This is a genomic window from Citrobacter sp. Marseille-Q6884 (genome assembly GCF_945906775.1).
Lineage (GTDB): Bacteria > Pseudomonadota > Gammaproteobacteria > Enterobacterales > Enterobacteriaceae > Citrobacter.
This window is the reverse complement of the sequence record NZ_CAMDRE010000001.1, coordinates 2,989,770-3,002,809: the sequence shown is the minus strand read 5'-3', so window position 1 is coordinate 3,002,809 and position 13,040 is coordinate 2,989,770. Positions and strand designations below refer to the sequence as shown.

At 54.2% G+C, this 13,040-nt stretch carries 8 protein-coding genes; 6 read left to right on the top strand and 2 right to left on the bottom strand.

Annotation, left to right across the window (positions count from 1 at the left end; all coding sequences use genetic code 11):
• Positions 1 to 427: 427 nt before the first annotated feature.
• Positions 428 to 1,516 carry a tyrosine-type recombinase/integrase gene (locus N7268_RS14180; RefSeq protein ID WP_260863372.1) on the bottom strand — a complete coding sequence of 363 codons (1,089 nt, stop codon included), beginning with the start codon at positions 1,514 to 1,516 and terminating at the stop codon, positions 428 to 430.
• Between the two features lie 184 nt (positions 1,517 to 1,700).
• The gene (locus tag N7268_RS14175; RefSeq protein ID WP_136345439.1) at positions 1,701 to 1,760 is read right to left on the bottom strand and encodes a type I toxin-antitoxin system Ibs family toxin; all 60 of its coding nucleotides are present in this window, start codon (positions 1,758 to 1,760) and stop codon (positions 1,701 to 1,703) included.
• A gap of 279 nt (positions 1,761 to 2,039) precedes the next feature.
• On the opposite strand from N7268_RS14175, the gene N7268_RS14170 reads away from it, so the two are divergent.
• Genes N7268_RS14170 through baeR form a run of 6 tightly spaced genes read left to right on the top strand, consistent with a single transcriptional unit; the run spans position 2,040 to position 13,021 of the window.
• Positions 2,040 to 3,287 (top strand): MdtA/MuxA family multidrug efflux RND transporter periplasmic adaptor subunit, encoded by a 1,248-nt coding sequence (locus tag N7268_RS14170; protein WP_260863371.1) that lies wholly within the window; start codon positions 2,040 to 2,042, stop codon positions 3,285 to 3,287.
• Complete coding sequence (locus N7268_RS14165; RefSeq protein WP_260863370.1) at positions 3,287 to 6,409, top strand: MdtB/MuxB family multidrug efflux RND transporter permease subunit; 3,123 nt, start codon at positions 3,287 to 3,289, stop codon at positions 6,407 to 6,409. Before N7268_RS14170 ends, N7268_RS14165 begins: the two co-directional genes overlap by 1 nt.
• Complete coding sequence (mdtC, locus tag N7268_RS14160; RefSeq protein WP_260863369.1) at positions 6,410 to 9,490, top strand: multidrug efflux RND transporter permease subunit MdtC; 3,081 nt, start codon at positions 6,410 to 6,412, stop codon at positions 9,488 to 9,490.
• The gene (locus N7268_RS14155; RefSeq protein ID WP_260863368.1) at positions 9,487 to 10,899 is read left to right on the top strand and encodes an MFS transporter; all 1,413 of its coding nucleotides are present in this window, start codon (positions 9,487 to 9,489) and stop codon (positions 10,897 to 10,899) included. Before mdtC ends, N7268_RS14155 begins: the two co-directional genes overlap by 4 nt.
• Positions 10,899 to 12,302 (top strand): two-component system sensor histidine kinase BaeS, encoded by a 1,404-nt coding sequence (baeS, locus tag N7268_RS14150; protein ID WP_260863367.1) that lies wholly within the window; start codon positions 10,899 to 10,901, stop codon positions 12,300 to 12,302. Before N7268_RS14155 ends, baeS begins: the two co-directional genes overlap by 1 nt.
• Positions 12,299 to 13,021 carry a two-component system response regulator BaeR gene (gene baeR / locus N7268_RS14145; protein WP_115258084.1) on the top strand — a complete coding sequence of 241 codons (723 nt, stop codon included), beginning with the start codon at positions 12,299 to 12,301 and terminating at the stop codon, positions 13,019 to 13,021. The genes baeS and baeR overlap by 4 nt, the downstream gene beginning before the upstream one ends.
• Positions 13,022 to 13,040 lie beyond the last annotated feature (19 nt).

Genomic DNA, 13,040 nt, shown 5'->3' with positions numbered 1-13,040 from the left:
AAAGGTTTAGAGATTTGGCTCAAAAAAAATGAGACAAAACAAACCTATGTCACCTCTGTCCAACTGAAAATCTCGTCTCTGGAGGGTCCGTATACGAAGTTTCCAGCTCAATTCCTACACCATGCGTGTCGAACCAAGTGAGTGGATTTAGAGCCAGCCTGTCAACTCTCGGCGAGTACCACCCTGCTGCGGTCCCAGTTCCCGCAACTCAATGCGTGAAGGACACTGCCTAGCAACAGTAACTCGCGGGGTGCGCCGTTCCGAATACCCCGCTTCCCTTACCACGACTCCGCAACCAGGCCAGTGACAGCCGTCAACGCTAATCGCAGCTCTACCCCGACCATGATCCGAACTCGGAATGCACTGAGGGGGGCAGCAAGCCAGTTTCCCGGCTCTTTTTTAGGGAAGCATAGTTTTATTTGTGGTGTCAATCGTGTTGGGTTTTGCGATTTTGCAACTCATTGAAACGGTCATGGAGGGTTTGAGGGTATATTTCGCGGTATACCGTCCAAAGGGTGTGCAGATTCTTGTGTCCCGTTACTTGGGCTACATCCTCAACACTAAACCCCATTTCAAATAAACGGCTCGCACCCTCGCGACGTAAATCATGATATCTGAGACCCGTTACCCCCACCTTTTTACACATGATTGCAAACTGCGCTGATATTGTTTTTGATTTATAAGGAAACAGCCTGCCATCATCAGAATCAGGCCGAGACTCCAAAATATTCCACGCATCACCAAGCAAAGGAACAAACATATGATTTCCTTGCTTTTTCTTTGCATCTTTCCTATCTCTCACTAATATTGACCGCTGGCTTTCATCTATATCAGATTTTAATATCCGGCATATTTCACCAATACGCATACAACTCAAAATCGAAAGCCTGAATATCTCGTAATAAGGTATTTTCTTGAGTGATTCGCCCTCCCTCCTTTTTAACTCAGACTCTAACAATAATATTTCCTCTCTGGTTGGGCGTCGGTTTCTTTTATTCGATGAACCGCTTATTTTTTTAGTTTTTGCATATTCACGAGCGTCTCGCAATGGCCTGTCATCGACATCAATACCAAAAAACGGACGAGCCGCAGCCAGCACCGTTGCTATGTTACTGTAGTAGTTCGTAACCGTTTTTGGGCTTCGACCCTGAGCGCGTAACCACCTCCCCAGCTCAATGTATTGATTGGTTGCGATCTTCGAAATCTCTAACCCTCCAATTTCAAGCCCCTGAATAATCTGGAGCTGGCATTTTTTTGTTTTGTGTGGCTTAAGGTCGGGATGCTTCATGAATCGCTCTATAAGCGACGATAGTGTCACGGTGGTATCAGTGGCTGGGACACCCTTAGTTTCAAGCTCAGCAACCCGTTGAGCGCCCCACGATTTAGCTAGAGCCTGCCTTGCAAAGGTTTGGTTTTCGCGGTACTTGTATACACCACCCTCCTTGATGCCGACAGTGCACCTGTAGCGGGGTGTACCATCCTTTCTCAGTCTTTTCTCTATCGTATAAAAAGCCATTCTTAAAAATCTCCAGGGGTGCTGTGCGGGGTGCCAATGCGCACAAAATAGAGATTTTGGGAGACTTTGCGTGATTATTTGTGCCCAACAAACAACCAAACCACCCGCAAGCCATTGTTTTTAATGAATCACAGACAGCAATTAGAACCGAAGGCTTAGAAGGGTTTCCCCTCCCCCTGGTGTCTTAGTAAGCCGGTAAGCTAATCACTAAGAGTATCACCAGTATGATGACGTGCTTCATCATAACCCTTTCCTTATTTTGGCCCCTTCCTCGGGAGGGGCTTTCCCGTTCCAGCGTCCCGCTGAAATCTTTGGCTTTCCTCCTTTTTGCCGTGCCAGCACTCTAACGTACTATTACGCATTCGTTATTTTCAGCGCTGATTGTTGCGTAATTCCTCGCAAAGCCGCGTCAGCATTCAGACGAATCCCGACAGTGTTTCATAATTCCTCCATTTTTCTCCCGTGTTCGCTGGCTAAACTAGTATCATTCCGCGAATCGTTTCAGGATGAGAAACTTATAACAATGAAAGGCAGTAACAAATCCCGCTGGGTGATAGCAATCGTGATTGTCGTGGCAGCCATCGCCGCATCCTGGTTCTGGCAAAGCCGCAGCGAGTCCCAGGGAAGTGCGCCTGGCGCCACTAAACAAGCGCAGCACACGCCGGGCTCAGGCCGTCGGGGAATGCGCTCCGGTCCGCTGGCGCCAGTCCAGGCGGCTACCGCCAGTGAGCAAGCCGTTCCGCGCTACCTGACAGGATTGGGCACGATTACTGCGGCTAACACGGCAACAGTGCGTAGCCGGGTGGACGGTCAGCTCATCGCGTTACACTTTCAGGAAGGACAACAGGTCAAAGCCGGCGATCTGCTGGCAGAAATTGATCCCAGCCAGTTCAAAGTGGCGTTGGCTCAGGCACAGGGGCAGTTAGCGAAGGATAAAGCGACGCTGGAAAATGCCCGTCGTGACCTCGCTCGTTATCAACAACTGGTCAAAACGAATCTGGTCTCCCGTCAGGAACTGGATGCACAACAAGCGCTGGTCAATGAAACGCAAGGGACGATCAAAGCGGATGAAGCCAGCGTTGCCAGCGCCCAATTACAGCTTGACTGGAGCCGGGTAACCGCGCCTGTAGATGGCCGCGTAGGCCTGAAACAGGTCGATGTCGGTAACCAAATTTCCAGCAGCGATACCACCGGGATTGTCGTCATTACGCAAACCCATCCCATCGACCTGATATTCACCTTGCCTGAAAGCGATATTGCCACCGTGCTGCGGGCGCAAAAAACGGGAAACCCGCTGAAAGTCGAAGCCTGGGATCGCACCAATTCGCAGAAACTGAGCGAAGGGATTCTGTTAAGTCTCGATAATCAGATTGATGCCACCACCGGCACCATCAAGGTTAAAGCGCGTTTCAACAATCAGGACGATGCATTATTCCCCAATCAGTTTGTTAACGCCCGCATGCTGGTCGATACCGAGCAAAATGCTGTGGTGATCCCGGCAGCTGCATTACAGATGGGCAACGAAGGCCACTTTGTCTGGGTGCTTAACGCCGAAAACAAAGTCAGCAAGCATCTGGTCAAACCGGGTATTCAGGATAGTCAAAAAGTGGTGATTACCGCCGGGTTGTCTGTGGGCGATCGCGTTGTGACTGACGGTATTGACCGGCTGACGGAAGGTGCAAAAGTTGAAGTGGTAGAGGCACATACTGCCGCTTCTACGGACAATAAAGCCACATCGCGTGAATACGGCAATAAAGGAGCGCGCTCCTGATGCAGGTGTTACCTCCAGGCAACACAGGCGGTCCATCACGTCTGTTTATTTTGCGCCCCGTCGCGACCACCCTGTTGATGGTGGCGATTTTACTCGCCGGGATTATTGGCTATCGCTTTCTGCCCATCGCCGCCTTGCCGGAAGTGGATTACCCCACTATTCAGGTGGTGACGCTCTACCCAGGCGCCAGCCCGGATGTGATGACCTCCGCCGTCACGGCGCCGCTGGAACGTCAGTTCGGGCAGATGTCCGGTTTAAAACAGATGTCGTCACAGAGTTCCGGCGGCGCCTCAGTCGTGACATTGCAGTTCCAGTTGACCTTACCACTGGACGTAGCAGAACAGGAAGTTCAGGCCGCGATTAACGCTGCCACCAATTTATTGCCCGGCGATCTGCCTAATCCGCCGGTCTACAGCAAAGTCAATCCAGCGGATCCTCCGATCATGACGCTGGCGGTCACTTCGACGGCCATGCCCATGACACAGGTAGAGGATATGGTGGAAACGCGCGTCGCGCAGAAAATCTCTCAGGTGTCCGGCGTTGGTCTGGTGACGCTCTCAGGCGGCCAACGTCCGGCTGTCCGCGTTAAACTGAATGCCCAGGCGATTGCCGCGCTCGGTTTGACCAGCGAAACCATCCGTACCGCCATCACCGGTGCCAACGTCAATTCCGCGAAAGGCAGCCTCGATGGTCCCACGCGCGCCGTGACGCTATCAGCCAACGATCAGATGCAATCCGCCGACGAGTATCGGCAGTTAATTATTGCCTATAAAAACGGCGCGCCTGTGCGTCTGGGCGATGTCGCCACCGTCGAGCAAGGCGCGGAAAACAGCTGGTTGGGCGCATGGGCCAATAAGCAACAAGCCATCGTGATGAACGTTCAGCGCCAGCCTGGCGCGAACATCATCTCCACTGCAGACAGTATTCGCCAGATGCTGCCGCAGCTGACGGAAAGCCTGCCGAAATCGGTCAACGTCACGGTGCTTTCGGATCGTACGACCAACATTCGCGCTTCGGTTTCTGATACCCAGTTTGAACTGATGCTGGCCATTGCGCTGGTCGTCATGATCATCTACCTGTTTCTGCGCAATATTCCCGCGACGATTATTCCCGCGGTGGCCGTCCCGTTATCGCTGATTGGTACCTTTGCGGTGATGGTGTTCCTCGATTTTTCTATCAATAACCTGACGCTGATGGCGCTGACCATCGCGACAGGCTTTGTCGTCGATGATGCCATTGTGGTGATTGAGAATATTTCCCGCTATATCGAAAAAGGGGAAAAACCGCTGACCGCCGCCCTGAAAGGGGCTGGGGAAATCGGCTTTACCATTATTTCACTGACCTTTTCGCTGATCGCGGTGTTGATCCCGTTGCTGTTTATGGGGGATATCGTCGGGCGTTTATTCCGTGAGTTCGCTGTGACGCTGGCGGTAGCCATTCTGATTTCAGCTGTCGTATCGCTAACGCTGACGCCAATGATGTGTGCCCGTATGCTCAATCAGGCATCGCTGCGTAAACAAAACCGTTTCTCCCGCGCGTCGGAAAGGTTGTTTGAACGGGTTATCGCCGGGTACGGCCACTGGCTGGCAAAAGTGCTTAACCATCCGTGGCTGACGCTTAGCGTCGCACTCGGCACGCTAGTCCTGAGCGTGATGCTGTGGGTCTTTATCCCGAAAGGGTTCTTCCCGGTGCAGGATAACGGCATTATTCAGGGCACACTGCAGGCGCCACAGTCCAGCTCATTTGCCAGTATGGCCCAGCGTCAGCGCCAGATATCTGACGTCATCCTCAAAGACCCGGCCGTTGAGAGTCTGACGGCGTTTGTCGGTGTTGACGGCACTAACCCGGCATTAAACAGCGCACGTCTGCAAATCAACCTTAAACCGCTGGATGAACGCGCGGATCGGGTACAGAAAGTGATCGCGCGTCTGCAGGACGCCGCGGACAGAGTTCCTGGTGTTGACCTCTATCTCCAGCCCACGCAGGATCTCACCATCGACACGCAGGTCAGCCGGACACAGTACCAGTTTACGTTGCAAGCCACTTCACTTGATGCCCTCAGCACCTGGGTTCCACAACTGCTGGAAAAACTGCGGCAGTTGCCCCAGCTTTCTGATGTCAGCAGCGACTGGCAGGATCAAGGGCTGGTGGCGTATGTGAACGTCAACCGCGACAGCGCCAGCCGTTTAGGCATCAGCATGGCGGATGTCGATAACGCGCTGTATAACGCCTTCGGGCAGCGGTTGATTTCAACAATCTACACCCAGGCAAACCAGTATCGTGTGGTGTTAGAACATGACACCGACAATACGCCCGGCCTTGCCGCGATGGACACAATTCGACTGACCAGCAGTGACGGTGGCGTCGTGCCGCTAAGCGCTATCGCCAGCATTGAGCAACGTTTCTCGCCCCTGTCGATTAACCATCTCGATCAGTTCCCGGTTACCACCATCTCGTTTAACGTACCGGACGATCAGTCGCTGGGCGATGCGGTACAGGCGATACTAGATGCTGAAAAAACATTGAATCTGCCAGCCAATATCACCACCCAGTTCCAGGGCAGCACGCTGGCTTTCCAGGCCGCGCTGGGCAATACCATCTGGCTGATTGTGGCGGCGGTCGTCGCAATGTATATCGTGCTTGGCGTCCTGTATGAGAGTTTTATTCACCCGATTACCATTCTCTCCACGCTGCCAACAGCAGGTGTCGGCGCGTTGCTGGCGCTGATGATTGCCGGTAGCGAACTGGACGTCATCGCCATTATCGGCATCATTTTGCTGATCGGCATCGTGAAGAAAAACGCCATCATGATGATCGACTTTGCCCTTGCCGCTGAGCGTGAGCAAGGTATGACGCCACGGGATGCGATTTTTCAGGCCTGCTTGCTACGTTTTCGTCCCATCCTGATGACCACGCTGGCGGCGCTGCTCGGCGCTTTACCGCTGATGTTAAGTACCGGTGTAGGGGCAGAATTACGCCGTCCATTAGGTATTGGCATGGTGGGCGGTTTACTGGTCAGTCAGGTCTTAACCCTGTTTACCACACCTGTGATTTATCTGTTGTTTGACCGTTTATCGCTGTACGTGAAAAGCCGCTTCCCGCGTCAGGAAGAGGAAGCGTAAATGAAATTTTTCGCCCTTTTCATTCATCGCCCGGTAGCGACTATTTTGATTTCGGTCGCTATCACTCTGTGCGGCATTCTGGGTTTTCGTCTGTTGCCGGTCGCCCCGTTGCCGCAGGTGGATTTCCCGGTGATTATGGTCAGCGCCTCGTTGCCGGGCGCCTCCCCGGAAACGATGGCTTCGTCGGTAGCGACGCCGCTGGAGCGCTCACTGGGACGTATCGCTGGCGTAAACGAAATGACCTCAAGCAGTTCGCTTGGCAGCACGCGCATTATTCTGGAATTTGCTTTCGACCGTGACATCAACGGCGCGGCACGTGATGTCCAGGCCGCGATTAATGCCGCACAAAGCCTGTTACCGAGCGGAATGCCCAGCCGCCCGACATACCGAAAAGCCAACCCCTCCGATGCGCCAATCATGATTTTGACGTTGACTTCGGAGACTTACTCGCAGGGCGAACTGTACGATTTCGCCTCCACACAGCTGGCGCAAACCATCGCGCAGATCGACGGCGTCGGTGATGTTGATGTCGGCGGCAGCTCCCTGCCCGCCGTGCGCGTAGGGCTAAATCCACAGGCGTTATTTAACCAGGGCGTCTCGCTTGACGACGTGCGCAACGCGATCAGCAACGCGAATGTGCGCAAACCTCAGGGCGCGATTGAGAGTGAAATTCATCGTTGGCAGATACAAACCAACGACGAGCTAAAAACGGCGGCAGAATATCAACCGCTGATCATCCATTACAACAACGGCGCAGCCGTTCGTCTGGGTGACGTTGCCTCGGTCAGCGATTCCGTGCAGGACGTGCGTAATGCCGGGATGACCAACGCCAAACCAGCTATTTTGCTGATCATCCGCAAACTGCCGGAAGCCAATATTATCCAGACGGTAGACAGCATTCGGGCCAAACTGCCGGAGTTGCAAACCCTGATCCCGGCGGCCATCGATTTACAAATTGCCCAGGATCGCTCGCCAACCATTCGCGCTTCCCTGGAAGAAGTCGAACAGACTCTGGTTATTTCGGTTGCGCTGGTAATTCTGGTGGTTTTTGTTTTTCTGCGTTCCGGACGCGCGACGCTCATTCCTGCCGTGGCGGTTCCTGTCTCGCTGATCGGCACGTTTGCTGCGATGTATCTTTGCGGATTCAGCCTGAACAACCTGTCATTGATGGCGCTGACCATTGCCACGGGCTTTGTGGTCGATGATGCCATCGTGGTACTGGAAAATATTGCCCGTCACCTGGAAGCGGGCATGAAGCCCCTACAGGCAGCGTTACAGGGGACACGTGAAGTCGGTTTTACGGTGCTTTCCATGAGTCTGTCACTGGTGGCGGTATTCCTGCCCCTGTTATTAATGGGGGGACTGCCGGGACGATTATTACGTGAGTTTGCCGTCACCTTGTCGGTTGCAATTGGCATCTCTCTGCTTGTCTCGCTGACGTTAACGCCGATGATGTGCGGCTGGATGCTCAAATCCAGCGCACCGCGCGAACAGTCTCGCAAACGGGGTTTTGGTCGTGTGCTGGTTGCGTTGCAACAGAGTTACGGCACTTCGCTGAAATGGGTATTACGTCACACGCGTCTGGTCGGTGTTGTTTTACTCGGCACCATTGCGCTGAACATCTGGCTGTACATCTCCATCCCGAAAACCTTTTTCCCGGAACAGGATACAGGGGTATTGATGGGCGGGATCCAGGCGGACCAGAGCATTTCGTTTCAGGCCATGCGCGGTAAACTTCAGGACTTTATGAAGATTATCCGTGACGATCCCGCGGTGGACAACGTCACCGGTTTTACCGGCGGTTCTCGCGTCAACAGCGGCATGATGTTCATTACGTTGAAGCCGCGTGGCGAGCGTCATGAAACGGCTCAGCAGGTGATTGATCGCCTGCGGGTAAAATTAGCGAAAGAGCCCGGTGCAAATCTGTTTCTGATGGCGGTGCAGGACATTCGCGTCGGTGGGCGGCAAGCCAACGCCAGCTACCAGTACACGCTGTTGTCAGATGACCTGGCGGCGCTGCGCGAATGGGAGCCGAAAATTCGCAAAGCGTTAGCCACCCTGCCCCAACTGGCCGACGTCAACTCTGATCAGCAGGATAACGGCGCTGAGATGGCCCTGACCTACGATCGTGACACCATGTCACGGCTCGGGATTGACGTTGAGGCCGCCAACAGCCTGCTGAATAACGCGTTTGGTCAACGGCAAATCTCCACCATTTACCAGCCGATGAACCAATACAAAGTGGTGATGGAAGTGGATCCACGCTACACCCAGGACATCAGCGCGCTGGACAAAATGTTCGTCATCAATAATGAGGGTAAGGCGATACCGTTATCCTATTTCGCCAAATGGCAACCGGCTAACGCCCCGCTGTCGGTGAATCATCAGGGTCTGTCAGCGGCCTCAACCGTTTCGTTTAACCTGCCAACCGGCGCCTCGCTTTCCGAAGCAACAGAGGCCATTAACAGGACCATGACGCAGCTTGGCGTCCCCTCAACGGTGCGTGGCAGTTTTGCCGGTACCGCGCAGGTTTTTCAGGATACGATGAACTCGCAGGTGATCCTGATTATCGCGGCCATCGCGACGGTCTATATCGTACTGGGTATGCTGTATGAGAGCTATGTTCACCCGCTGACCATTCTCTCGACGCTTCCCTCTGCGGGCGTCGGCGCGTTGCTGGCGCTGGAGTTGTTCAATGCCCCGTTCAGCCTAATCGCGCTGATAGGTATCATGCTATTAATTGGCATTGTGAAGAAAAACGCCATCATGATGGTTGATTTTGCGCTGGAAGCGCAGCGAAACGGCAAGTTGAAGCCGGAAGAAGCCATTTTCCAGGCATGCCTGCTGCGTTTTCGTCCCATTATGATGACTACGCTGGCGGCACTGTTTGGTGCGCTGCCGTTGGTATTATCTGCAGGCGATGGCTCTGAACTGCGCCAGCCTCTAGGGATAACCATTGTCGGGGGACTGGTGGTCAGCCAGCTTCTGACGCTCTATACCACGCCGGTGGTGTATCTCTTTTTCGACCGTCTGCGTCTACGTTTTTCGCGTAAAAACAGCAACCCGGTAGCAGATTTATGACAGAACTTCCTGACAGCACCCGCTGGCAACTTTGGATTGTGGCATTTGGCTTTTTCATGCAATCGCTGGATACCACCATCGTCAACACCGCGCTTCCCTCGATGGCCAAAAGCCTCGGGGAAAGCCCGCTGCATATGCACATGGTCATTGTGTCATACGTATTAACCGTCGCCGTGATGCTGCCTGCCAGCGGCTGGCTGGCGGATAAAATCGGCGTGCGGAATATTTTCTTCACCGCCATTATCCTGTTTACGCTGGGATCGCTGTTTTGCGCCGGGTCCAGTACGCTCAACGAGCTGGTCATGTCCCGCGTCTTACAGGGCATCGGTGGCGCAATGATGGTGCCGGTCGGCAGGTTAACGGTGATGAAGATCGTCCCGCGCGAGCAATATATGGCGGCAATGACTTTTGTCACCCTGCCGGGCCAAATTGGCCCTTTGCTCGGCCCTGCGTTAGGTGGGATTCTGGTGGAATATGTCTCCTGGCACTGGATTTTCCTGATCAACATTCCGGTCGGTATCGTCGGAGCGATAGCAACGCTCCTGCTTATGCCCAACTACACCATGCAGACCCGGCGGTTCGATCTTTCAGGATTTATGATGCTGGCGGTGGGCATGGCGGTACTGACGCTGGCGCTGGACGGCAGCAAAGGCACCGGGCTCTCCGACATAACGCTGGCTGCGCTGGTGATCTGCGGCGTTCTGGCGATCCTGCTGTATTTGAAACACGCCCGACATAACCCTCGCGCCCTGTTTAGTCTCAATCTGTTTCGCACCCCCACCTTCTCGTTAGGCCTGTTTGGCAGCTTTGCCGGGCGTATTGGTAGCGGGATGTTGCCGTTTATGACGCCGGTATTTTTGCAGATTGGACTGGGCTTTTCGCCGTTTCATGCCGGGCTGATGATGATCCCAATGGTGCTCGGCAGTATGGGAATGAAACGCATCGTGGTTCAGGTCGTTAATCGGTTTGGCTATCGCCGCGTTCTGGTTGCCACGACGCTCGGCTTGTCGCTGGTCAGCCTGCTGTTGATGACGACCGCCCTGCTCGGCTGGTATTACGTTCTCCCCTTCGTATTGTTTTTACAAGGGATGGTCAATTCAACCCGTTTCTCGTCCATGAACACGTTGACGTTAAAAGATCTGCCTGACGACCTCGCCAGCAGCGGTAACAGCCTGCTCTCTATGATCATGCAGTTATCGATGAGTATCGGGGTCACCATCGCCGGGCTGCTCCTGGGGATGTTTGGTCAACAACATATCGCCGTCGGCAGCGACGCCACCCATACCGTCTTTATGTATACCTGGCTTTGTATCGCACTCATTATTGCACTACCAGCCATTATTTTTGCCCGCGTGCCCAATGACACGCAAACCAACGCAGTGATCTCACGGCGCAAAAGGAGCACCTGATGACGTTCTGGCGGCCCGGTATCACCGGCAAACTGTTTCTGGCGATTTTCGCCACCTGCATTGTGTTGCTGATCAGCATGCACTGGGCCGTACGCTTTAGCTTCGAGCGTGGTTTTATTGACTACATTAAGCATGGCAACGAGCAACGGCTGCAGATGCTCAGTGATGCGCTGGGCGATCAGTATGAGCAGCACGGCAACTGGCGATTCTTGCGCAATAACGATCGTTTTGTCTTTCAGATTCTACGCTCTTTTGAACACGACAATGACGATGACAAACCCGGTCCGGGCATGCCGCCGCACGGCTGGCGTACGCAGTTTTGGGTCGTTGATCAAAATGCCCGTGTGCTGGTCGGCCCGCGCGCGCCGATCCCACGCGACGGTACGCGCCGCCCCATCAAGGTCAACGGCATGGAGGTTGGCGCTGTTATCGCTTCGCCCGTCGAGCGGTTAACGCGTAATACGGATATCAATTTTGATAAACAACAGCGCCGAAGCAGTTGGCTTATTGTCGCGCTTTCGACGCTGTTAGCGGCACTGGCAACCTTTTCACTGGCGCGCAGCCTGCTGGCTCCGGTCAAACGGCTGGTAGAAGGCACGCACAAGCTGGCCGCCGGGGATTTCACCACCCGAGTGGCATCCAGCAGCACCGATGAACTGGGCAAACTGGCGCAAGATTTCAACCAGCTTGCCAGTACACTGGAGAAAAACCAGCAGATGCGCCGCGATTTTATGGCCGATATTTCTCACGAACTGCGCACACCGCTGGCCGTTTTACGTGGCGAACTGGAAGCGATTCAGGATGGCGTACGCCAGTTCACGCCAGAATCGGTAGCCTCGTTGCAGGCCGAAGTCGGTACGCTCACCAAACTGGTCGACGATCTTCACCAGCTCTCTATGTCCGACGAAGGTGCGCTGGCATACCAAAAAACATCACTGGATCTTATTCCTTTGCTGGAAGTCGCCAGCGGTGCATTTCGCGAGCGTTTTGCCAGCCGCGGGTTAACCATACAACTCTCTCTGCCGGACAGCATGACGGTCTTTGGCGACCGTGATCGTCTAATGCAACTGTTCAACAATCTGCTGGAAAACAGCCTGCGCTATACCGACAGCGGCGGCGGGTTGCACATCAGCGCCGAACAGCGTGAACGCATGGTGTTATTAACCTTTGCCGACTCCGCGCCCGGCGTTAGTGAAGAGCAATTACAAAAACTGTTTGAACGATTTTATCGCACCGAAGGTTCCCGTAACCGTGCCAGTGGCGGTTCCGGGTTGGGTCTGGCGATTTGCGTCAACATCGTCCAGGCGCATAATGGCTTCATCCGAGCGAGCCATTCGCCTTTTGGCGGGGTTAGCATTACAGTAGAGTTACCGCTGGAACGCGATTTACAGAGAGATGTATGACTGAGTTACCCATTGATGAAAACACGCCGCGCATTCTGATCGTGGAAGATGAACCCAAACTGGGGCAACTGCTTATCGACTACCTGCGTGCTGCAAGCTATGCCCCTACGCTCATCAACCACGGTGACCAGGTTTTACCTTACGTCCGCCAGACGCCCCCCGATCTGATTTTGCTGGATTTGATGCTGCCCGGCACAGACGGCCTGACTCTGTGCCGGGAAATTCGCCGTTTCTCCGAAGTCCCGATTATGATGGTCACCGCGAAAATCGAAGAGATTGACCGACTGCTCGGGCTGGAGATCGGCGCCGATGACTACATCTGTAAACCCTACAGCCCGCGTGAAGTCGTGGCGCGAGTGAAAACGATCCTGCGCCGCTGCAAACCTCAGCGCGAACTGCAGCAACTGGATGCCGCAAGTCCGTTGATCGTCGATGAGGGACGTTTTCAGGCCTCGTGGCGCGGGAAAATGCTCGATTTAACGCCCGCTGAATTCCGGTTGCTCAAAACGCTGTCACACGAACCGGGCAAGGTGTTCTCCCGCGAGCAGTTATTAAACCATCTCTACGATGACTACCGCGTGGTGACCGACCGTACCATTGACAGCCACATCAAGAACTTACGCCGCAAACTGGAGTCGCTGGATGCGGAGCAGTCATTTATCCGTGCCGTCTATGGCGTGGGATACCGTTGGGAAGCCGATGCCTGCAGGATTGCATAAAGCCCCCCTTTTTCACGGC